This window comes from Geobacter sp. (assembly GCA_009684525.1).
Taxonomy (GTDB): domain Bacteria; phylum Desulfobacterota; class Desulfuromonadia; order Geobacterales; family DSM-12255; genus Geoanaerobacter.
In genome coordinates this window covers 371,409-394,422 of record WKKR01000001.1, presented here as the reverse complement: position 1 = coordinate 394,422, position 23,014 = coordinate 371,409, and the positions used below count along the sequence as shown (strand labels likewise).

The following is a 23,014-nucleotide window of genomic DNA, read 5'->3' as shown; positions in this document are numbered from 1 at the left end:
CATTAGCCGGCACACCGATCTCTAGCAGGTTGTTTGAAAATTCAGGTTGTTCAAAAACGGTCAGATCGGCGCACCCGCAGAAAGCCCCGCGGAGTCGTAGCAGCGCTACGACGCACAAGGCGGCTTTTCGAGGACGGCGGCGAGATGGCAGTTTTTTCAACAACCTGCTAGAGCGTAGCCGCTACCTTTTCCATTTCGAATGATTCTATGATATCGCCGATCTTGATATCGTTGTAGTTCTCCAGGCCGATACCGCACTCGTACCCGGTTGCCACCTCTTTCACATCGTCCTTGAAGCGGCGCAGCGACGACATCTTCCCTTCGTAGATCACCACATTGTCGCGCAGCAGGCGAACCTGGGAGTTACGCAGCATTTTGCCGTCCTGGACATAACAGCCTGCAACGTTTCCGGCCTTGGGGACCGAGAATACCTCGCGGATTTCGGCCCTGCCCAGGTACTTCTCCTTGAAGGTCGGCGACAGGAGACCTTCCATCGCCTTTTTGACATCTTCAACCGCATCGTAGATGACGTTGTAGAGCCTGATGTCAACCCCTTCCTTCTCGGCCAGGTTCTGGGCCTTGACCTCGGGGCGGACGTTGAAGCCGATGATGATGGCATTTGATGCCGTTGCCAGGTTGACGTCGGTTTCGGTAACGGCACCGACGGCGGAGTGGATGACGTTGAGACGGACGGCATCGGTGGAAAGCTTGCGGAGCGACTCTCCAACTGCCTCCACAGAACCCTGCACATCCCCTTTGACGATGACGTTGAGGTCCTTGACCTCGCCGCTCTGGATCTTCTTGTACAGGTCCTCCAGGGAAAGCTTGCTGTGTTTGGCCAGCTCGGCCTCGCGCTGCTTGATCTGGCGCAGCGTGGCAATTTCCTTGGCCTGCTTTTCGTCCTTCATGGCCACAAAGATGTCGCCCGCATCGGGTACACCGGAAAGACCGATAACCTCGACAGGGGTGGACGGGCCCGCTTCGAGCACCTTGTCCGCCCGGTCGCTCTGCATGGCACGGACGCGGCCGGAATGGATGCCGACTACACAATAGTCGCCCAGCTTCAGGGTGCCTTCCTGGACCAGCACGGTAGCCACCGGTCCGCGTCCCTTGTCGAGTTTCGCCTCGACAATGGTCCCCTTGGCAAGCTTGTTGGGGTTGGCCTTGAGTTCCATCAGATCGGCCTGCAAAAGGACCATCTCCAGGAGTTCCGCAAGGTTCATCCGCTTCTTGGCGGAAACCTCGACCATGGTGGTGTCGCCACCCCAATCGGATGAGACGAGGCCGTGCTCGGTCAGTTCCTGTTTTACCCGCTCCGGCTTGGCATCGGGCTTATCGATCTTGTTGATGGCAACAATGATGGGAACACCGGCTGCCTTGGAGTGGTTGATCGCCTCGCGAGTCTGGGGCATGACGCCGTCGTCGGCCGCCACCACAAGAATGACGATATCGGTTACCTTTGCACCGCGGGCACGCATGGCAGTAAAGGCTTCATGACCAGGGGTGTCGAGGAAGGTGATCTTGCGACCGTTCAGTTCCACGTCGTACGCGCCGATGTGCTGGGTAATGCCGCCCGCCTCGCCGGCGATGACGTTTGCCTCACGAATGGCGTCGAGCAGCGAAGTCTTGCCGTGATCGACGTGTCCCATGATGGTAACGACCGGCGGACGCTTCTCCAGGGATTCGGGCGAATCCGGGGCAGTCTCGATGATCTCCTCAAGGTCGATGGCAACGTTCTCGATCTCGTAGCCGAATTCACCGGCAACAATGGTGGCGGTATCCACATCCAGAGGATGGTTGATGGTCACCATCATCCCCATCTTCATCAGCATCCTGATCAGATCGGTTGCCTTTACCCCCATCCGCTTGGCAAGTTCACCAACAGTAATGGATTCGGTGATCTTGATGATACGCTTGATCGCCTTGGGAGTGGTGATCTCGGTCTTGCGCCCTTCGGTGACCCGGTCCTTCTGTTTTTTCTTGCCCTTGCCCGATTTGGGCCCCGGCTCGAAGATCCGCTCCCGTTTTTCCGCCAGGTCGGCCTTGCGCACGACCTCTTTCTTCCGATCGCCCCCCTTCTTCCCTCCCGGCTTGTTGCGATCCGGAACGGCAGTGGCCGTCATGTCCACTTCTACACGCTTTTTGGCTTTGCGATCGTCTGCCGTAGCCGGCGTTTCAGTGGTGGGAACCGCAGGTCGATCGCCACGGGGGGCAACCGGTCGATCGGTGCCACGCTGCGGACCACGATCCTGTGGCCGGGGGCTGCTCCCCGGACGCGCAGTTCCTCGCCTGTCGGTGGGGGCTTCCTTGGTTCTCACTCCGGGGATTTCAACCCGTCCCAGAATGACGGCACGATTTGCCGTAGCTCTCTGCACCGGTGCTTCCTTGGGAACGACCGGCTCCACTTTCGCGGGAGGCGGTTCCACCTCGACCTTGGCAGGTTCCTGGGGAGCCTCGGCAACCACCGGGGGCTCGACAATGACGGGCGGCTCTGCCACTTCGGCAGGCGCAGCAGTCACAGGAGGCGCAACCTCAACCGACTCCTCTTTGACGACTTCCACCGGTGGAGGTTCAGGGGCCGGGGGTATCTCCTCGGCGGCCTGCTCTACAATCTTGGCGCGACGTCGGATGATGGTACTGGTGACCCGTACCTCCTCCTTCGACTCCGGGGTGGCAACCGCCGGCTTGGACGCGGGCGCATCCAGTTTCTTCGCATCCGCCTCATCAATCACGGCCATATGATTTTTAACCTCGACCCCAACGGCCTTCAGCTTCACAATCAGCTCCTTGTTGTCGATGCCCATTTTTTGGGCCAGTTCATACACGCGGATTTTACTCATTCGTGCGCCCCTTCCTCAAAGAAGTTCCTCATCCGTTCAATCTCATTCGTGATAGCGTGGACAAAACCGCCGGAGCCGATTGCAACGGCGCTGCGGAGTCCTTTTCCCACCAACGCCCCCAGTTGATCCTTGGTAAGGATGTAATAGCAGGGGAGTGATGTTCGTTCCGCCAGGCGAGCAATCTTCTCGCCTATCTCTGACGATACGTCCTGCGCTATGATGACGAGACCGGCCTTCTGCTTCCTGATCGCCTCTTCCACCATGTCGCTGCCGGTTATGATCTTGCCGGCCTTGTTTGCAAGCGCGATATAGGAGGAGATACGTTCCAATAGCCGTGCCGACACTTCGTCCGCCAGTTCTGCTCCCGTTCCGTGGCTTACCGCCCCCTTGAACGTCCTCGAAAACTGGTTCCTTCGCACTGCTTCGTCGAGACATCTCTTATTGAAACAGGTATATGCGCCTCGTCCCGGCAATTTCGCCTGGATATCGGGCACCAGGGTCCTCTCCGGAGTCAACACGAAACGGAGCAGATCTTCCTTGTCCCTCACCTGTCGACAGCCGATACAACTCCGCTGGGGAGAATTCCGGACCATTACGCCCTACTCCACAACCTCTTCAACGGGCTTTGTCTCATCGCCTTCAACCGGCTCGGATGCTGCTTCCGCTTCCTCGATCTCCTCATCCTGGGAACCATCGTAGGAGGCATACTGCATGAGCTCGGTTTCAGCCATGCGCGACTCACTCTTCATGTCGATCTTCCAGCCGGTCAGTTTGGCTGCCAGGCGGACATTCTGTCCCCGCTTGCCAATGGCAAGCGACAACTGATCGTCGGCAACGATGATTTCCATGGAACGGCTTTCCTCATCTACATAGACCTTGGTTACCGTTGCAGGCGAAAGCGCATTGCAGGCGAAGCGCGCTACATCCTCGGACCAGGGGATGATATCGATCTTCTCTCCACGCAATTCGGAGACTACGTTCTGGACCCTGCTCCCCCGCATGCCGACACAGGCACCTACCGGGTCCACGTCAGAATCATGCGAGTAGACGGCAATCTTGGCGCGGCTTCCCGGTTCGCGGACAACCCCCATGATCTCCACGATCCCTTCAGCGATCTCGGGTACTTCGGCCTCGAACAGTTTGACCAACATGCCGCCATGGGTGCGCGACAGGAGTATCTGCGGGCCTTTGGTCGTCATGCGGATATCCATGATGAGCGCCTTGACACGATCCCCCTGGCGGTAAACCTCGCGAGGAGCCAGCTCTTTGTGGGTCAGCACGGCTTCGGCCCGTCCCAGGTCGACAATGAGATCCCCTTTTTCGTAACGGCGCACCAGGCCGTTGATCAGCTCTCCGACCCTGTCCTTGAACTCGTTGAAGATCGTCTCACGCTCTGCCTCACGCACCTTTTGAATAATGACCTGTTTTGCAGTCTGGGCGGCGATCCGGGAAAACTCGCTGGAAGGAAGCTTCATACCGATGGAATCGCCGACTTCGACCTCCGGATCCTCTTCGCGCGCCTCATCCAGAGTGATTTCTTTATAGGAATCCTGCACCTCTTCAACGACCGTCACAAATTCGAACAGTTCCACCTCGCCCAGATCATCGTTGAAATGCGCTTCAAGATCGCGGGTATTGCGGTATTTTTTGTTGGCGGCAGTAAGCACGGCCTGCTCGAGAGCCTCAATGATCACCGACTTGTCGATGGCCTTCTCTTTGACGATCTGATCGATGGTGTGCTTCAGATTGAAGTTCGTTTCCACGGCAGTATCTCCTTGACTATGTTCAAAATGCCGGTATTTCAGAAATTATATTTCGAATTCCAGGTTGGCCTTGGCAATCTTTCCGAGCGGCAGAGATGCCGACTGACCTTCCTGCAATGTAAGCCTTACCATACCATCGTCTAGACCGAGCAAGGTCCCGACAAAGGTCTTTCGCATGTTGCCGGCATCATCCGGCAGGAGCTCGAAGGTCCTCAGCTTTACCAAACGGCCGGTGTAGCGCAGATAGTCCGATTCCTTCTTCAGCGGCCGGTCAAGACCGGGGGATGAAACCTCGAGCGTGTAAAACTCACGGATGAAATCTTCCACATCGAGAACCTGCGACAATTCGCGGCTCACTGATGCACAGTCGTCAAGCGTCACGCCGCCGGGCCTGTCGATGAAAAGCCTGAGCACCATCGAACGACCGAAACGCTTGTACTCCAACTCAACCAGCTCCAGCCCAAGCGAGGCTAGGAGCGGTTCCGCAAGGGCGGTCACCCTCTCTGCAACTGTCATCTGAGCCATCCGTAAGTCCAAAAAAAAAGTGAGCCGGAAGAGCTCACTTTTTAGTAGTGAACATGAATTGTGGGTGTTTTGTAGCATCGGCAAGAGGAAAATGCAAGTATTTTTTTACATCTTCACCGGCCTGATCAGTGATTTTATCGCGGATTGGTCAACCTGGAAAGCTTTTTGAGTTGACATAAAAAATCCGGCCATGATAGATCAGTTGCGGAGGTTCCATGAACGACAAACTTTCCGAAATCACTCAGCGGATCATCGCCGGTGGTGCCATCAGCGAAAACGAGGCAGAGCAGCTCGCTCTACGGGCGGGGACCGATCTGTTCGAACTTTTTCTTGCAGCTTCACGTGTCCGCGACCATTTTCTCGGTCAATCGGTTCATCTCTGTTCCATCATCAATGCCAAATCCGGCCGCTGCCCTGAAAATTGCTCATTCTGTGCCCAGTCGGCCCATCACGCGACCGGTGCCCCCGAATTCCCCCTTGTCGACGAGGAGGATATCGTATCCGCGGCCATAAAGGCCGATCAGGAAGGTTCGGACTGCTTCGGCATCGTAACCAGCGGTTCCGGCATCGGCGCTGGCGCGGAGCTCGACAGGATCATCCGTGCGCTCAAGCGCATCAGGCAGGAAACCGGCATTACCCCTGCCTGCTCGCTAGGTATCATAGATCGCGATACGGCCCTCCTGCTCAAGGATGCCGGTGCCGGCACCTATCATCACAACCTGGAGACGAGCCGGAGTTTTTTCCCCCAGGTCTGCACCACTCACAGCTACGATGACGACGTCACAACCGTGCGGGCGGTAAAAGAGGCCGGCCTGCGCGTCTGCTGCGGCGGCATCCTCGGTCTGGGCGAAAGTGTGAACCAGCGTATCGAACTGGCCTTCACCATCAGGGATCTGGGAGTGGACTCGGTACCGCTCAACTTCCTCAACCCGATCAAGGGGACGCGCTTGGGAGAAGCTTCGTTCATCACCCCCCTGGAGTGCCTCCAGGCCATTGCCCTCTTCCGTCTGATCCTGCCGGACCGGCAGATTTCCATCTGCGGCGGGCGGGAACACAACCTGCGCGACCTGCAATCATGGATCTTTTTTGCCGGCGCCAGCGGCACCATGATCGGCAACTACCTGACGACCTCCGGCAGGTCGGCGGAGCAAGACCGTATCATGCTGCAAGACCTGAATCTAACATTGGAGGAGTGCCATGCCTGAAAAGGGGATCTTCATAACCGGAACCGACACCGGCGTGGGAAAGACCATAGCCGCAGCTGCGCTGGCGAGAATCCTCATGCTGCGTGGCATCAATGTGGGAATCATGAAACCGGTAACCAGCGGCTGCAGCAGCCGGGATGGCCGACTCGTCTCTGACGACGCCGAACTCCTTGTCTGGGCAGCCGGTGCGTCGTCGGTGACCCCGGATAACGCACCCTATCTCTTTGCCGACCCCATTGCCCCATCGGAAGCTGCTTCCCATGAAGGCGTGCGCATCGAATTCAGCCGGATCAGGGAGGCCTACGAGCGGCTGGCCCGACAACACGATTTCGTCATCGTCGAAGGCGCCGGGGGGCTGATGGTCCCTCTGGCCGGCGGCCTTCTGATCGCAGACCTCATCAACGACCTGCAGCTGCCGACGCTGGTGGTGACCCGCCCGAATCTCGGCACCATCAACCATACCCTGCTGACCACCTATGCGGCAAAACAGATGGGGATAGCCGTTGCCGGCATCATCATCAACAACTACCCCGCTCAGCCGGACAAAGTCGAATCGTACGCCCCTCACCTCCTGGGATCGCTTGCCAGCGCCCCCATCCTCGGCGTATTCCCCAAAGTAGATGCGGACGAGCCCAAAAGGCTTGTCGAACTGCTGGTGGAGCAGCTCATCCCCCACCTGCTCACCCCATTTCTTCTCAAGGAGCTCGGCTTTGAGTAAACCGATTTCAACCGCCACCCTGCAGGCATACGACCGGGACCACATCTGGCACCCGTTTACCCAGATGCGGGAATGGGAAGCGAGCGAACCGCCGGTCATCGTCCGCGGCGAGGGGTGCTGGCTCGTCGACAGCGAAGACAATCGCCTGCTGGACGGAGTCGGCTCCCTCTGGACAAATGTCCACGGCCATGCGGTTCCCGAGATCAATGCCGCCATCAAGGACCAGCTGGACCGGATCGAGCACTCCACCCTGCTCGGGCTCACCAACGAAAAGGCCGCATTGCTGGCCAAGCGGCTTGCAGATCTGGCACCGACAGAACTCACCAGGGTCTTTTATTCCGACAACGGTTCAACGGCAGTGGAGATCGGCATCAAGATGGCGTTCCAGTACTGGCAGCACCGGGGACAACCGGAAAAACAACGCTTCATCTCCTTCAAAAACGCCTACCACGGCGACACCCTGGGGGCAGTCAGCGTCGGCGGGATCGACATCTTTCACGCCGTGTTCCGGCCGCTTCTGTTCCAGACCATCCAGGCGCCCTCCCCTTACTGCTATCGCTGCGAGATCTGCGTGGAGCGGAATCACACCCGCTGTGATCTTCAGTGCCTGCAGGAATTGGAACGACTCATGGAGGCCCATGCCGGAGAAACTGCCGGGCTGGTGATAGAGCCTCTGGTCCAGGGGGCCGGCGGCATGATTGTCCAACCTCCCGGCTTCCTGAAGCAGGTGCGGGAACTCTGCAGCCGCTACGATATCCTGATGGTCGCCGATGAGGTCGCCGTCGGATTCGGCCGGACAGGGACCATGTTCGCCTGCCAACAGGAGGCTGTGACCCCGGATATCATGGCCCTCTCCAAGGGGATTACCGGCGGATACCTCCCCCTGGCGGCAACCCTGGCCACCGAAGAGGTATATGGCGCTTTTCTGGGAGAGTACAGCGAGCTCAAGACCTTTTTCCATGGGCACACCTTCACCGGCAACCCGCTCGGCTGTGCCGCCGCCCTGGCCAGCCTGGATCTGTTTGAATCCACGCAACTCCTCGAATCCCTTCCCCAAAAGATTGCATACCTTGGCTCGCGGCTCACTGAGCTGTCGCACCGGCCACATGTGGGCGATGTCCGCCAGTCGGGCATGATCGGCGGCATCGAGCTGGTCAGGAACAAGGACTCGCGTGAGCCCTATGCTTGGGAGGAACGTGTCGGCGTACAAGTCTGCCTCGAAGCGAGAAAGCACGGCCTGTTCCTTCGCCCGCTCGGCAATACCATTGTCATCTTCCCCCCCCTGGTCATCTCTCTCGACGAGCTTGCCTTCCTCATGGACGGTATTGAGCAATCGATTCGGTCAATCTGCGATCAGGAACCATCGAGCCCGTTCCCCTGAATGATAAAGGCCGCCTCCATGCAGAAGGCGGCCTTTATTTTGTCGTCGACAATCCAACTGCTACCTGATGACGAAACCATCGACAATGAGTGTCCCGCACGCAACATTCATTGAACCGTAGAGGGTGGTCATCCCCGTCTGTGCCGAAAAATCAGATAGATAACCCCCTCTCAGGGTAATCGTCTCGCCGCAGCGGTTCACAATCACATCTTCCACGAAATCGACGGACTGAACGAGAACCGTTGCGGAACCTGCCGGCACCCCCCCCAGAGCGGTAGAGATGCTGGTGAAATAGCCACCTGTCTGTTGCACCACCACACTCTGACTGACTGTTGCATCCACGCTCCAGGTGTAGCTCGCCGGGGTGGCATCGACATTGCCCGCCACGTCCGCTCCCCTGACGCTGAAGGTATGACTTCCATTGGCAAGTCCGTTCACGGTAAACGGGCTGGCGCAATTTAACCATCCGCCGCTGTCGATGCTGCACTGGAAGGTCCCGCCGGCTTCCGTTGCCGTAAAGGAGAAGGTGGCACTGACCGAGTTCGCCGGGTTTGACGGCTTGGCAGTGATGGACGTGTCGGGTGGGACCGTGTCAATGGACCAGGAGTAGGCAGGTGGCGTTATCTCGGAGTTTCCGGCCGGGTCGTGGGCACGCACGCTAAAGGTATGAGCGACGTCGGCAAGTGCCGGGTATGACGTCGGGCTCGTGCAAAGAGCCCAGGCGCCGCCATCCAGGCTGCACTCGAATGTTGCACCCGTCTCATTGGCGCCGAAGGTAAAAGTTGCATTCGACAGAGGGCTCGGGTTTGCCGGTTTTCCGCTAATGGAAGAGATTGGCGGGGTAAGATCCACTGACCAGGAGTAGGAAAGAGGCGCTGTCTCGATGTTCCCGGCAAGATCCGTTGCACGGATACTGAAGAGATGGCTCCCTTCAGCCAGGCCGGTGACGGAGAACGGGCTGGTACAGGGTGTCCAGGCAGCCCCATCCAGGCTGCAGGCAAAGGAGGTGTCCGGCTCATCAGCAGAGAAGGTGAAGCTGCCAGACGCCAGGTTCGTGGGGTTGGCAGGCCTTCCGGTCAGGGTTGTCGTCGGTGGGGTCAGGTCGATCGACCAACTGTAGGATGCCGGGGTGGCATCGAGATTGCCGGAAAGATCCTGTGCGCGGACGGCAATGCTATGGCTGCCGGCGGGGAGGCCGGTCAGGGTATATGGATTCAGGCAGGCTGCCCATGTCCCGGTATCCAGCTTGCATTGGAAGGTCGCTCCGGACTCGGATGAGCTGAAGACGAAGCCGGCACTGCTCGACCTGGAAAGTGCCGGAGGAGTCGCATCGATGGCGGTATCCGGCGTGATCGTGTCGATTATCCACGAATAGCTGGCTGTCATCCCCAGATTGCCAACCGTATCGATGGCACGCACGCCGAAGCTGTGAGCGCCATCCGGACGGCCGCTAAAGACAAAGGGGCTTGTGCAACTCGTCCACGGTTCTTCATCGATCTGGCAGCTGAATGTTGCCGGCTCATTGGCATCAAACTCGAAGAAGCCTGCCGCAGCATTGTAATAGGGAGCCGGCATGGCAGTGATTATGGCAATCGGAGCCGTGGATTCAAGGATTATGCTTGCCTGCGAACTCTGCGACACGTTAGCGGCATTGTCCCGGTATTGGACGAATACCGTCTTGCTGCCGTCACCCCCCAGAAGCGAAAGGGTCCAGTCTGCCGAAGAGCCATAGAGCTGCCAGTCGCTCCAGGTGAGCCCGTTATTGCTGAATCGCATCTCGACAACCGTGCCGTACGTGTCAAAGGCGTTCAGTGCCAGGACAACCTCCGGAGAAACCGTCACCGAGGCGCCGGCATTGATCTGAATCGTGCCGATCGGGGGAGGATCAATGGCGGTCCCGCTCAAAATCACGCTTTTCAGCGGAGAAGCCTTGGCATCGGATGCGATGAGCAGCTCCGCCATTTTGCTGCCGATTGCCGACGGGACGAATGAAAGATTGACCGTGCAGCTGGTACCCGGCGTCAGGGTCGGCGAAAAGGAAGGACAGCTGCCCAGGCTGAGCGCAAACTGTGTCGAATCCGCTCCGGAAAGCGAAATCGCGCTGATCGCCAGATCGACCACACCGGTATTGGCGAGGTTGATGGACTGTACAGTCGAAGCTCCGGGCAGTGCAATAGTGCCAAACTGCACTGACGTGGGGTTTACGGCAATTTCCGGCTCTGAAATGACCAGTCGGGAAATCCCGCTCCCGTTGCTGCCGGCAAAGACCTGCTGATCGTTAACATAGACGGGTGAAACGGCAATGGCACTGATATCCGGATTGTCCAGGCCGTTGGAGTATGGCACCCAGACGGTGCCGGCAGTGGTCGTCCTGAAGACACCGCCTGCAGTGGCGGCAAAGAGTACCCGATCGGTGGCAAAGGACCTGCTTATGGCGAGCGACTGCACATCAAGGTTCGTGAGTCCGCTGCTGACTGGGGTCCAGGTCAACCCGCCATCGGACGTGAAGAGGATGCCATATTCTGCCGTGCCGGCGTAGAGTGTCGTGTCGTGCTGATAATCCGGAGAAACCACCAGGCAGCGGATCTGGCTGTCGCCGCCAGGAACCTTGCCAGCACTGAGTGGCTCCCAACCGCTGCCGTTTGCAAGGCGATAGACACCAGAGCCAGTTGCGGCAAAGACGGTACCATCCGTCGAATAGGCAGGAGAAAAGGTTACGGTTGATATCTCCTGGCTCCCCAGGCCATCGTTCACCATGTCCCACGAATCTCCACCGTTACTGGACCTGAAGATGCCCGAGCCAGCCGTACCGGCATAGATGATTCTATCGCTTCCGTAGGCTGGTGACAGGGCCAGTGAGCGCACGGCGATCCCCCCCTTGACCAGAGACCATGAAACACCGCCATTTACGGAGCGGTAGACCCCTCCCGATCCGCCGGCAAAGACGGTGCTGTCCGAGGCATACAACGGCGATACGGCAACGGTATCAAGATTCATGTCGTCGATGCCCGTTACGCTCACCAGCCAGGTGGCTCCCCTGTTCGTGGTGCGATAGACCCCGCCCGTGACCGCGGCAAATGCCGTCTGATCGCTGTCGTACGCCGGTGAATATGCGACCGCTTTAACCTGCGAGGCGACCATCCCTGTATTTTGCACAAACCAGAACGATCCGGCATCATTGGAGAGGAGGATACCGCTCCCCGAGGTACCGGCATAGACCATCTGGTCTGTGGCAAAACCGGGCGACACAGCCAGCGCCGCAACAGACCGACTGCCCCAGTTGAGGAGTCCATGCTCTGTCCAGCTCGAACCGGCATCGGTTGTCCGGTAGACACCGCTTTCTGTCCCTGCATACACGGTTTGATCCGTAGCAAATCCCGGGGAAATCGCGAGGGCCATGATACGTGACGGCAGCGTCCCCGGTCCGAGGACAATCCACTCTCCGCTTGGCGGGTCAAACCGATAGACCCCTCCCAGAGCCGTGCCTGCATAGACGGTTGCATCCGAGACATAAGCAGGTGACACGGCAACCGCGAGCACGTCACTGGAAGCAAGTCCGTTCCCCACGAGCGCCCAGGTCTCGCCACGGTTGCTGGACAGGTAGACGCCAGCAGTTGTGGCAACCACCAGGGTCCCGTCGTCTACATAGGCAGGAGAAAGGGCAATGGCGCGGATAGAAGGAGTAGCAACCCCCGCGGTTACCGGGCTCCATGATCTCCCGCCGTCAGTTGAACGGAAAATCCCCGCAGGCGTGCCGGCATAGAGGGTCTGATCCGCGAGAAACCCCGGAGACAGGGCTACCGCAGTCACATCCAGGGATGTGATCCCATTCCCGACCGGAGACCATACCGAACCGTCGTCCTGACTCACAAACAGCCCTGAGGCAGTGGCAGCATAGACCGTTCCGTCAACGGCGAATCCCGGAGATACGGCAACATGCCGAATCGAAAGACTCGCCAGGCCATTGTTCACGGAAGTCCATGACGCACCGGCAGAGGTTGACCTGAACACCCCGCCCGGAGTACCGGCAAAAATGGTCCTGTCCGCGGCAAATACCGGCGAGATGGCCAGCGTAGAAATGGTGCCGGCGTTGGGTCCGGCCTTCATCCAGAGGTAGTTTGCCAGCGACATGTCACGATTGAAGGAAACGCTGACGTCGCGGGCTCTGTTCAGAGACACCGTACAAACGGTACCGGATACATTGTCGCACCCGTTCCAGCCGGCAAAGAGAGACGACAGATCCGGCTGGGCGGTTAACGAAACTACCGTACCAAAGGCATACGGCCGGCTGCAGATGCCGGAGGAACAGGACAGATCCGGCAGAGGCTGAGAATGGACCACCCCACTGCCATCACCCAGGAGATGCACGTTCAGGGCATAATATTGCAGAACTCCGGTGCCGGAAAGCGAGACACTTACCTGCGGAGTGGCAAGGTCGTCAGTCGCAATATCGATTGTCGCGCTCATCGTACCCGCTACCACAGGGACAAACGAGGCCAGAACAGTACAGTTTCCACCCGGTTCGATGGTAGGGGTAAGCGTGGCGCAGGTACCGGAAACAACGCTGAACGCTCCGGGATCAGTTCCTGAAAGGGTGATGGATTGAACCGTTAACGGTGAAGTCCCGCTATTACTGATCGTGAAGGTGCTGGTTGCCGGTGTGGCATTGATATACTGCGGCCCGAAATCATGGGCCTGGGGAAGGACAGCAGCATGGACTGCCGACATCCAGCCCGAACCCGATGCAGAGACCATTGACGCGATACAGATGACTCCCCACACTAACAGTGCCCTCTTGATCATATCCCCTCCCCGATTTCAATTAAATTCGACAAACACAACTGTAATTTAGGATGCTTGCGACCGCTGACTCGTGTCACACATTTACCTGCGCATCAATCCAGACTGCATTGGTCAAGCAAACCTATTTTTTAATTATTTGTCAATAATTTGCAATGACTAATATTGCAACAGATAGTGATGGATTGCAAACATTCCCTTCATTTTTTTCCTATTAAGCCGATAAGGAACGCAAGGGAGGTGGATATGGAAACAACTGCAATTGCCGGGGCAGCCATGATGATGACACAGGCGAAGACCCAGGAAGGAATCAGCATGGCGGCATTGAAACAGGCTGCCGACAGTCAGAACCAAGTTGCTAACATGCTCGCACAGCAGGTACAACAGCTACAGCCTGATCCGAGTTACGGTTTTTCTGCATATGCGTGATTGGAGGGAGAAGGAGCAGTGCCATGACCGATGCAACCAGTATTGCATCCAGTGCGCTTGATGCCTACACCACAAAGATCGAGGTAACAGCACACAACGTAGCCAACACGAATACCGAGAATTTTAAGCCGACGCGGGTAACTTTACAGGAGACACAATCAGGAGGGGTCAGTGCTGCTGTCAGACCCACCGATGACCAGGTGGACATCTCCCGGGAAGCGGTAGAGATGCTTTCCACGGTCAACGGCTACAAGGCCAACCTGCAGGCCATCAAAACCGACACGGAAATGGCACAGAGCATGCTGGACATCATTTCCTGAGAACTGCAGCGTAAAAGGAGGCGATGCCTCGGTTGGAACGTCAGGATATATGTCGAATTCTGAGTGAAGCGGTTAACCGCTTCCGGACGATACCCGCAAGTACGGGTAGAACAGGATTCAGATGACAAAGGCCATGCAAACAGATGCATGGCCTTTGTTTTTTGCGATAGACTCCCATCCCGTCACGTTCAGATAGCTACACCTTTAACGAGATTGCGGCCGTTCTGTTTGGCCTGATAGAGACAGGCATCGGCTACACGAATGAGCTGTTCAGAATCGATTGCCAAATCCTGCTGCCAAGGAGTGTGACTGGCAACCCCAAAACTGGCAGTGATCCGAATGTCATGCCCCACATCCGAAATCACCAACCCTGAAATCAATTTTCGTAACCGTTCCGCAACAATCAGAGCCCCATTCAGATCGGTTTCAGGAAGGACGACAACAAACTCCTCACCTCCATAACGGGCCAGCCAGTCGACCTCTCCACGAATACTCTCTCCGACCTGTGCAGCACAGATCTTGAGAACGGTATCACCTGCCTGATGACCGTACCGGTCGTTAACCAGTTTGAAATGGTCAATATCCAGCATGGCTATGGAGAGGGGGCGCTCATAACGATATGCACGTTTCAGCTCCTGGAGAAGCCGGTCATCGAGATAACGTCGGTTGAACACACCGGTGAGCGCATCGGTGAGGGATAACCGTTTGATCTCTTCCAGGCTCCGCTGCAGCGATCTTTCCAGGTCAATGATGCGACGGGCCGTCTTGATCCGCACTGTCAGCTCTGCAGGATTGACCGGCTTTACCAGATACTCGTCAGCCCCCGCTTCGAGACCCTTTATGATATCATCCTGCCGAGCCTGGGAAGTCAGAAGGATGATGTATGTATATTGTTGTCGATGAGACTCGCGTATTGCCCGACAGAGTTCGACACCATCCATTTCCGGCATTACCCAGTCGCTGATTACCAGGGGGAAATCCCCTTCCACCAGCATCTTCAAGGCAATCTTGCCATTTGCGGCAGTCTCGACCTTGTAGCCGAGGCGAACAAGAGCGTCTTCCGTGATGCGTCGGATAAATCGATCGTCATCAACGAGCAGAATCGGATATTCGCATATGTCACTATCAAAAGTACTCATGCATGTCTTTTCGGTTTGGCCAGATATTTCTTAATAAGATTACGCCAGAACGCAAGAACCCCTGCCTTGATGCCAAAGCAGGGGTTCTTGCACAGGAGACTCAGACCAGCGAGGAACCCACACCAATCAATGAGCCGTATGTCGTATTACCAGATACTGACTTAGTAAGCGTGAGTATCTTCCATGACATCGGCCTCGGTGACCCGTTGCCGAAAGAGCCTGTAGACCCAGATCTTGTAGATAATCACGATCGGTACGAAAATGAAAGCCACGCCAGTCATGATCTTCAAGGTATAGAGACTGGAAGAAGAATTGAATATGGTAAGACTGTACGCCGGATCAAGACTCGAAGGTATCAGGTTCGGGAACAGTCCAACTACCCCGGTGGCAACCACGGTAAGGATTGTGACTGAAGACGCGGCAAAGGCCCCCAGAACGTTTCCCTTTGCCGAAAGAACCCTGATTCCGACAAGCGCTGCTACTGCCAGGAGCGGGATGATAAAGAGCGCCGGGTTGTTGAAATAGTTGTCGAACAATTTCGTGGCGAATTTTGTGGCACCCAGAAAGACAACTGCGACAACAAGGAGAGCCGGCCAGAGCTTATTGGCAAAGGCATGCGACCGCGCGGAAAGATCTCCGACGGTCTTGACCGAGAGATAGAGGGAGCCGTGCACCAGGAAGAGACAGACGAACAGAATGCCCGTCACCAGACCGTACGGATTCAGCAATGAAATGAGGGAACCATGGTAACCGGTGGCATCCATGGGCAATCCCTTGAAGATATTGCCAAAGGCCACGCCGAACAGGAGCGCCGGCAGAAAATTCCCGACCATAATAGCCATGTCCCAGCCACTTTTCCAGCCTGCCCCATCCATTTTGCCGCGGAATTCGTAGGAAACACCACGAACGATCAACGAAAAAAGAAGCAGAAGCAGTGCAGTATACAGGTAACTGAACATGAGCGCATAGGTCGTGGGAAATGCGGCAAAGGTCGCGCCACCGGCAGTGATCAACCAGACCTCGTTACCATCCCAGACAGGGCCAATGGTGTTGATCATGACCCGTTTATCCCCATCGGTCCTGCCGATGATGTTGTGAAGCATGCCGGCTCCCATCACAAAGCCGTCCAGCATGAAGTAGACTGCCCAAAGGACACCCCACAGTACGAACCAGATGATCTGGAATTCCATCTTACGCCCCCCTTCCAGCAGGATTGATCATGGTTGAAAGATCCTCGTCAGGTCCCTTCCTGGCGTATTTCACCAGAAGGAAGATATCTATGACTCCCAGGAATCCGTACAGCAGGGTAAACCCTACCAGTGAACCAACTACCTGACTGACGGAGATCGAACGGGAAACCGCATCCGAAACCTTGAGAACACCATAAACAATCCAGGGTTGGCGACCGACTTCGGCAACGATCCAGCCGAGCAGGGCCGCAAGATAGGGTACCGGGATCGCAAGGACCATGACCCGGAGGAACAATCGCTGTTTCTCAAGCGTTCCCCAGCGAGAAAGTATCATTCCCACCAGCGAAGCAAAGATCATGAATGTGCCCATCCCCACCATCAGACGAAAACTGAGAAAAGTCGGCAGGACTGGTGGTCGAAGATCGCTGGAAAAATCCTTCAAACCTTTGATTTCTGCATCAGGGGTATGAAAAGCAAGGAGACTCACCATATTCGGAATGCACAACCGCTCAATGGCATTGCACTCGCCCTTCTCGTCAGGGAGAAGGAACACATTGAAACCGACCCCTCGTTGTGTTTCCCATATTGATTCCATGGCAGCGAACTTGGTCGGCTGGGTCTTGGCGATCTCGACTGCATGGAAATCTCCTGTCACTAAGACCAGGAGGGAAGATCCGACGGCAAAGGTTGCAGCCATGCGAAAGGATCGCTTGAAGAATTCAAGCTGATTCTGGCGGAGCAGGTGCCATGCTGAAATACCCATGACAAAAAAGGCTGCCACCAGGTAACCGGATGTAATGGTGTGGGAAAATTTAATCAGGCCGTACGGATTGGTGATCAAGGCCATGAAATCGACCATTTCGGCACGCCCGTTTCGCAACACAAAACCGACCGGTTTCTGCATCCAGCCGTTGGCGATGAGGATCCAGAGAGCCGATAGGTTCGTGGCAAGAGCAACGATCCAGATTGAAACAGCATGGAGCTTTTTGGAGATCTTCTTCCAGCCAAAAATCCAAACGCCAATAAAGACCGATTCAAGAAAAAAGGCTACCGTGGCTTCGATGGCCAGCGGCGCACCAAAGATGTCCCCCACGTAGCGGGAGTACTCGGCCCAGTTCATGCCGAACTGGAACTCCATGGTAATGCCGGTGACCACCCCCAGGGCAAAGTTGATGAGGAAGAGTTTCCCCCAGAACTTCGTCATCCTCAGGTAGGTCTCGTCATTGGTCATCACATACCTGGTTTCCATGAAGGCAACCAGGATGGAAAGTCCCAGGGTCAATGGTACGAAAATAAAGTGGAACAGGCTCGTCGCTGTAAACTGTAGCCTGCTCAATGCCAGAACATCCATGTCGCGTTTCTCCTTTCACTTAAGTAAAGTGCCGTAGCCCTGACCATCCATGCAGAGATACTCATGTTTTCATCTGCCACCCCCACGGGTATACTATCGTTTTAACATTCATTAAAAGACCTTTTTGGTCCTGTATGCAGGCAAAAAAAATCAGCACATTGCCGATTTTGCAAGCTCCTCAATTGTAACACCATCCAGTATTTCCACAACCTTCTCCTGAACCGTGCGCCAGACAGGATGCACGAGACAGGTACGGGAAGATTCGCAGCCGTATTCGCCCATGAGGCAACGATTGGGCATGATCTGGCCTTCCACGGCCTCGACGACTTCGCGCAGGGTAATCTGGGATGCAGGGCGACCGAGAACAAACCCTCCCCCGGTGCCGCGAAATGAGTTCACCAGACCAATTTTGGCAAAGCTCTGCAGGATCTTGGCAAGAAAGGTCTGCGGCACATCGGTCGCCTCGGCAATCTCGCTGATGAGCGCCACCTTCCCCTGCGGTAGTCTGGCAAGATAGATGATCCCTCGTATTGCGTATTCACCCTTGCGGGTAAGCTCCATCATAGAGTACCTTTCGGATCGATTTAGTCTTTTATACAGCGCTCAGATGGAACTGTCAAGGAATAATATCGCAGTGCTATCGACGGTACTCCTTCTGCACATGATCGACCCATTCATGGTATGCGCCGGCGTAATCGACCATCAGATCATGAAAAGCGCTTTCGAACGATGCGCTGACAGTCATCCCCGAACCCAGTGCAACGAGGAGATCTTTGACTTTATACCAGCCGTAGGTCTGCACCAGATAATCAACAAACGAATAACTCTGCTGGTAGGCAAGGATTGCCTTTTGTGACGACAGGGATGAAAACGACCCTTCCAGAAGGGACAATGGCAACAGGTCACCGCTGTTCACTGCCGCAGCCAGCTCGGTCAAGGGATGGCTGAATTCTCTGCGCCCTTCCAGTTCGGCCAGCCCCTCATTGAGCCAGGTTGGGCAGTTCCCCGAAGTGAGTTCGTGAATAACGACATGGGTGTATTCATGAAAGAGCAGGGAACGGAGGCCCTCATGCACTTCAGTGACTCCTCCAAGCGGCAAGCGGATCTTGCCGTCATACAATCCACCCGACCAGTCAGGGCTCTTGGTGACCTTCCGGTAATCGGTTCTGGTGTAAATAAGCACCGGAACCCGAGTCACGGGGAAATGGGAGAGATCGGAGCCAACGCGATTATATGCGGTTTCGAGGATATCCAGAACCTGGTCGGCAAGTTGCGATCGCTCATCGCCATCATAGGAAATCATGAAGCGCGAACTGAAGCCGTGTTCCATGCCTCCCTCGACCGACAGCTCACGGCGAGCCTTTTCCGCTGCGGCAGCAATATCCTTGCGACCGGGATCAAGCCCAAGGGCCTGATCCCATGCAGCAAGGGCATCTGTCAGATTCCCCATATCATAGTGGGCCCTGCCGAGAACGTAGAGCAAATCCGGCGTATCGCCTCCAAGCCCCTGCGCCCTCTCAAGTTCGACAACGGCTGCATCATACTGCCGTGCAGAGTAGAGGGCGATGCTGCGTAAAATGCTGTATCGTTGGACCTCGGGGTAAAGTTCGCGTGCACCGTCAAAACTCGTCGCAGCATCTTCATAGCGGCCGTGGGCCATTCGCTGCTGTCCGACCACCGTATAGACCTCTGCCAGATTCCGGCGCAACGTCTCATTGTACGGGAACAGACTGTATGCCTGCTGCAGCTGTTCGAGGGCCTTTTCCGGCTCACCTTTTCGCAGCAACTGCTGGGCGTAATCGTTGAGGAGAAATGGATCGTTGGCAGAGGCTGGGGTACAAGCCAGCACTGTCGCCAGAAAAGCACAAACCACCAGAAATATGGGGAACCGAACAGGCATTACCGTATTCCACCCCATAATGGGTCTTCCCAGAATTGGCGGCGAAGCCGTTCTTCGGGGTTCTGGAGATAGAATTCTTCTTCGTTGAAGGAGTAGGTATAGGTGTCGAGGTAGGAACGTATGAGGGCGTAGGCAGCATTGACCTGCCTGATCCGTTCGGGATCTTCGTCTGTTGCTTTGTCGGGGTGGAGACGTTTGACCAGATCCCTGTGACGTCGCTTGATATCGCGAAGACTGGCACGGTCCGAAAGTCCCAGCACACCGAGGGCATCACGAAGTTCAGCATAAGTCATGGTATCTACCATAACACAGCGACAGCCGCGTGTGAACCGAAAGGTTCGGTTCACCGCTGCCGGTTACCGGCTTGTGTCAGCGCGCAGAGCCCGTTGAACCGATGCTGCAATCCCTGCCGCATCGAGACCGTAGCGGGCACGGAGTTCGTGCTGCTCCCCCTGCTCCACGAATTGGTCGGGATATCCGAAGCGGGTGACGGCCGCGGGCAGCCCCTCCTCTTCGAGCAATTCCAGTACCGCTGCTCCGAAACCACCCTGCAGCGCGTTCTCTTCAGCCGTAAACAACCGTCCTGCCTGACGTGCAAATGCGAGAACAGTCTCCCGATCGAGAGGTTTCACAAAGCGAATATTTACGACGGCCAGTTGGATTCCTTCAGCAGCAAGCGCCTCTGCAGCCTCTAAGCAAGGCCGGACCATGGTTCCCACTGCAAGCAGCGCCCCGTCCCTGCCATCGCGCAGAACCTCTGCCTTGCCGATGGGGAGCTCGTGAAAGGTCTGATCGAGCGGGACGCCGTAGCCATTGCCGCGGGGATAGCGCACCGCTGCCGGTCCGCCGCTGGATATGGCGGTAAAGAGCATGTGCTGAAGCTCGTTTTCATCCTTGGGCGCCATAAGTACCATATTGGGCAGATGGCGAAGATAGGAGAGATCGAACAGCCCGTGGTGGGTAGGCCCGTCGCTTCCCACCACCCCTGCCCGGTCGATGGCAAAGGTCACCGGCAGGTTCTGCAGGCAGACGTCATGGCAGACTTGGTCAAAGGCACGTTGCAGAAACGAGGAATAGACGGCAAAAACGGGTCTGAATCCCTTTGTAGCCAGACCAGCGGCAAAGGTTACGCCGTGCTGCTCAGCTATCCCCACATCGAAAAACCGCTCGGGAAATTCGCGGGCAAAGGTGCCAAGGCCGGTTCCATCGGGCATGGCTGCCGTAAGGGCAACGACCCGCTCGTCATCGGCAGCGATCTTGCGGATAGAGTCGCCGAAGACGCCGGTGTAGGATGCAGCTCCTCCCTTCCCTTTTATGACCTTGCCGGTCGCAATATCAAAGGGACCAACGCCGTGGAACAACGAAGGGTTCCCCTCGGCGGGCGGGTAGCCCTTCCCTTTTTTCGTCAGGACATGGATCAGGACCGCATCGTCGAAGCGATGCACCTTCTGCAGGGTCTCCTGGAGCAGCTCCAGGTTATGGCCATCGATGGGACCGACATACTCGAAGCCGAACGCCTCAAAGAGCATCCCAGGCGTGAACAGCCCCTTGAGCGACTCCTCGGCACGCTTGGCCACCTGCAGAACCCCCCGGCCTACGGAATCCAGCCCTTCGAGGAAATGCTCCAGATCCTTCTTGATCTTGTGGACGAACTCATTGGTTATGGTACGGGAAAGAAACTCCGACAGTGCCCCGACGTTCTCGGCAATGGACATCTCGTTGTCGTTGAGGATGACGACGAGGTCCTTGTTCAGATGCCCGGCATGATTGAGCCCTTCATAGGCAATGCCGCCGGTCATGGAGCCGTCGCCAATGACCGCAACCACCTTGTTCCTCTCCCCCTTCAGATCGCGGGCCACGGCCATCCCGGTTGCCGCTGAGATCGAGGTGGAGGAATGGCCCACATCAAAGGCATCGTGAGGGGATTCGGCCCGCTTGGGGAAACCGCTGATCCCGTCGAGGGTTCGCAGGGTGCGGAAACGGTCGCGGCGGCCAGTCAGAAGCTTGTGGGCATAGGCCTGGTGGCCAACGTCCCAGACGATCTTGTCGGCAGGTGAATCGAAGACGCGGTGCAGGGCAAGGGTAAGCTCCACAACGCCCAGGCTGGGAGCCAGGTGTCCGCCATTGGTCGCGCAGGTTGCGATGATCTCCCGGCGCAATTCGTCGGCAAGCGACCTGAGATCGGCAAAAGAGAGCCTCTTCAGGTCCTGCGGCTCGTTAATGGTATCAAGGATTCGATAGTTCATGATTTACGGGCGATGATGTAGCGGGCAATCTCCCGCAGCGGTTCGGCCTTGGCATCGAATGGATCGAGGGCATTGAGCGCCATCTCGACCAGTTCGGCAGCACGACGCTTGGAATCGGCAAGCCCCATCACCGCAGGATAGGTCGCCTTGCCGCGTGCCTGGTCACTGCCGGCATCCTTGCCGATCTCTTCGGTGGTCCCCTCGATGTCGAGGATGTCATCCGCGATCTGGAAGGCGAGACCGATAGCCTCCCCATAGGTGGTCAGAGCTGCCAGCTGTGCCTCCGTGGCCCCGCCGAGGATGGCCCCCGACTTCACCGCCGCCTTTATCAGGGCACCGGTCTTGTGGGTATGGATATACTGGACCGTGGCAAGGTCGATCTCCGCCTTCCCCTCGCTCTCCATGTCCACCACCTGGCCACCCACCATGCCGTGGGAGCCGGCGCAGCGGGCTATTTCCTGGATAACCGCCATGGTACGGCCGGCATCCGCCTTCTGGAATGCGGGATTGCTCAAAAGGACAAAGGCCTCGGTGAGCAGGGCATCTCCGGCCAGGATCGCAACTGCCTCGCCATAGACCTTGTGGTTGGTCGGGCGGCCGCGCCGGAAATCATCATCGTCCATGGCCGGAAGATCGTCGTGAATGAGCGAGTAGGTATGGATCATCTCCATGGCGCACGCCGCCGGCATCACCGTCTCGCTATTGCCGCCCACTGCTTCGCAGGCCGCCAGCATTAGAACCGGACGGATTCGTTTGCCGCCGGCAAAGATCGAATAGCGCATGGCCGAATGCAAAGATGCGGGGAGTTCCGTTTCCGGCGGTAGGAAACGGTCCAGCGCCGCATCAACCTCGGCACAGCACTGCTTGATATACTGCTTGAGATCCATCGAACCTCTCCTTCAGAAGGGACAGGGGTAATCAACCACACAAAAGCCGGGTTATGCATCCTCCAGATGAAACGGCTCGGTCCTGAAACTGCCATCCTTCTGTTTGAGCAGCAGTTCCACCTTCTTTTCAGCCTCGTTCAGCTTCCGGCTGCAGACGGCAGCATGCTTGACCCCTTCCTCGAACGCCTTGAGGGCATCGTCAAGGGGGAGCTCGCCGCTTTCCAGGCGCTTGACCACCTCTTCCAGTTTCTTCAGCGATGTCTCGAACTTTTCCACGGCCATATGGTTCCCGGTCATCAAAAATGGATCGTCATTATACC

General features: G+C 56.8%; 19 protein-coding genes. 5 read left to right on the top strand and 14 right to left on the bottom strand.

Translation table 11 applies throughout. The annotated features are described in order from the left end of the window. Nucleotides 1-167 precede the first annotated feature (167 nt). Genes infB through rimP form a run of 4 tightly spaced genes read right to left on the bottom strand, consistent with a single transcriptional unit; the run spans nucleotide 168 to nucleotide 5,128 of the window. Complete coding sequence (infB, locus tag GJT30_01765) at nucleotides 168-2,840, bottom strand: translation initiation factor IF-2 (GenBank protein MSM38338.1); 2,673 nt, start codon at nucleotides 2,838-2,840, stop codon at nucleotides 168-170. After that, nucleotides 2,837-3,433 (bottom strand): DUF448 domain-containing protein, encoded by a 597-nt coding sequence (locus GJT30_01760; GenBank protein MSM38337.1) that lies wholly within the window; start codon nucleotides 3,431-3,433, stop codon nucleotides 2,837-2,839. The genes infB and GJT30_01760 overlap by 4 nt, the downstream gene beginning before the upstream one ends. Nucleotides 3,434-3,439: 6 nt before the next feature. After that, a complete protein-coding gene (gene nusA / locus GJT30_01755) occupies nucleotides 3,440-4,603 on the bottom strand; it encodes a transcription termination/antitermination protein NusA (protein ID MSM38336.1) in 1,164 nt (387 codons plus the stop codon). Between the two features lie 45 nt (nucleotides 4,604-4,648). Beyond that, nucleotides 4,649-5,128, bottom strand: coding sequence for a ribosome maturation factor RimP (gene rimP, locus GJT30_01750; GenBank protein ID MSM38335.1), 480 nt, complete (start codon nucleotides 5,126-5,128; stop codon nucleotides 4,649-4,651). A 215-nt stretch (nucleotides 5,129-5,343) separates the two neighbouring features. Here rimP and bioB point away from each other — a divergent pair, with 215 nt between their 5' ends. The 3 genes from bioB to bioA are packed head-to-tail and all read left to right on the top strand — an operon-like array spanning nucleotide 5,344 to nucleotide 8,432. Beyond that, nucleotides 5,344-6,333, top strand: a complete 990-nt coding sequence (gene bioB / locus GJT30_01745; GenBank protein MSM38334.1) for a biotin synthase BioB — start codon at nucleotides 5,344-5,346, stop codon at nucleotides 6,331-6,333. Next, nucleotides 6,326-7,051, top strand: coding sequence for a dethiobiotin synthase (gene bioD / locus GJT30_01740; protein ID MSM38333.1), 726 nt, complete (start codon nucleotides 6,326-6,328; stop codon nucleotides 7,049-7,051). Before bioB ends, bioD begins: the two co-directional genes overlap by 8 nt. After that, nucleotides 6,954-8,432 (top strand): adenosylmethionine--8-amino-7-oxononanoate transaminase, encoded by a 1,479-nt coding sequence (gene bioA / locus GJT30_01735; GenBank protein ID MSM38332.1) that lies wholly within the window; start codon nucleotides 6,954-6,956, stop codon nucleotides 8,430-8,432. Before bioD ends, bioA begins: the two co-directional genes overlap by 98 nt. Nucleotides 8,433-8,492: 60 nt before the next feature. On the opposite strand, the gene GJT30_01730 is transcribed toward bioA, so the two are convergent. Further along, nucleotides 8,493-13,235 (bottom strand): choice-of-anchor D domain-containing protein, encoded by a 4,743-nt coding sequence (locus tag GJT30_01730; protein ID MSM38331.1) that lies wholly within the window; start codon nucleotides 13,233-13,235, stop codon nucleotides 8,493-8,495. A 177-nt stretch (nucleotides 13,236-13,412) separates the two neighbouring features. On the opposite strand from GJT30_01730, the gene GJT30_01725 reads away from it, so the two are divergent. After that, a complete protein-coding gene (locus GJT30_01725; GenBank protein MSM38330.1) occupies nucleotides 13,413-13,661 on the top strand; it encodes a putative motility protein in 249 nt (82 codons plus the stop codon). A 23-nt stretch (nucleotides 13,662-13,684) separates the two neighbouring features. After that, a complete protein-coding gene (locus GJT30_01720) occupies nucleotides 13,685-13,981 on the top strand; it encodes a flagellar basal body rod protein (GenBank protein ID MSM38329.1) in 297 nt (98 codons plus the stop codon). A gap of 188 nt (nucleotides 13,982-14,169) precedes the next feature. Here the strand turns inward: GJT30_01720 and GJT30_01715 are convergent, their stop codons facing one another. The 9 genes from GJT30_01715 to GJT30_01675 form a co-directional block, all read right to left on the bottom strand. After that, a complete protein-coding gene (locus GJT30_01715; protein ID MSM38328.1) occupies nucleotides 14,170-15,120 on the bottom strand; it encodes a diguanylate cyclase in 951 nt (316 codons plus the stop codon). Nucleotides 15,121-15,281: 161 nt separating this feature from the next. Continuing rightward, nucleotides 15,282-16,310 carry a cytochrome d ubiquinol oxidase subunit II gene (cydB, locus tag GJT30_01710; GenBank protein MSM38327.1) on the bottom strand — a complete coding sequence of 343 codons (1,029 nt, stop codon included), beginning with the start codon at nucleotides 16,308-16,310 and terminating at the stop codon, nucleotides 15,282-15,284. A 1-nt stretch (nucleotide 16,311) separates the two neighbouring features. Next, nucleotides 16,312-17,661 carry a cytochrome ubiquinol oxidase subunit I gene (locus tag GJT30_01705; protein MSM38326.1) on the bottom strand — a complete coding sequence of 450 codons (1,350 nt, stop codon included), beginning with the start codon at nucleotides 17,659-17,661 and terminating at the stop codon, nucleotides 16,312-16,314. Between the two features lie 150 nt (nucleotides 17,662-17,811). Continuing rightward, nucleotides 17,812-18,225: an Rrf2 family transcriptional regulator gene (locus GJT30_01700; protein ID MSM38325.1), complete on the bottom strand. Its 414-nt coding sequence runs from the start codon at nucleotides 18,223-18,225 to the stop codon at nucleotides 17,812-17,814. 73 nt (nucleotides 18,226-18,298) lie between these two features. Continuing rightward, the gene (locus GJT30_01695; GenBank protein MSM38324.1) at nucleotides 18,299-19,579 is read right to left on the bottom strand and encodes a tetratricopeptide repeat protein; all 1,281 of its coding nucleotides are present in this window, start codon (nucleotides 19,577-19,579) and stop codon (nucleotides 18,299-18,301) included. Next, the gene (locus GJT30_01690; protein MSM38323.1) at nucleotides 19,561-19,854 is read right to left on the bottom strand and encodes a DnaJ domain-containing protein; all 294 of its coding nucleotides are present in this window, start codon (nucleotides 19,852-19,854) and stop codon (nucleotides 19,561-19,563) included. The genes GJT30_01695 and GJT30_01690 overlap by 19 nt, the downstream gene beginning before the upstream one ends. A 63-nt stretch (nucleotides 19,855-19,917) precedes the next feature. Further along, on the bottom strand, nucleotides 19,918-21,807 hold the full coding sequence (gene dxs / locus GJT30_01685; protein ID MSM38322.1) for a 1-deoxy-D-xylulose-5-phosphate synthase: 1,890 nt from the start codon (nucleotides 21,805-21,807) through the stop codon (nucleotides 19,918-19,920). Next, nucleotides 21,804-22,694 (bottom strand): polyprenyl synthetase family protein, encoded by an 891-nt coding sequence (locus GJT30_01680; GenBank protein ID MSM38321.1) that lies wholly within the window; start codon nucleotides 22,692-22,694, stop codon nucleotides 21,804-21,806. The genes dxs and GJT30_01680 overlap by 4 nt, the downstream gene beginning before the upstream one ends. A gap of 51 nt (nucleotides 22,695-22,745) precedes the next feature. Next, nucleotides 22,746-22,976, bottom strand: coding sequence for an exodeoxyribonuclease VII small subunit (locus tag GJT30_01675; GenBank protein ID MSM38320.1), 231 nt, complete (start codon nucleotides 22,974-22,976; stop codon nucleotides 22,746-22,748). Between the last annotated feature and the right edge of the window lie 38 nt (nucleotides 22,977-23,014).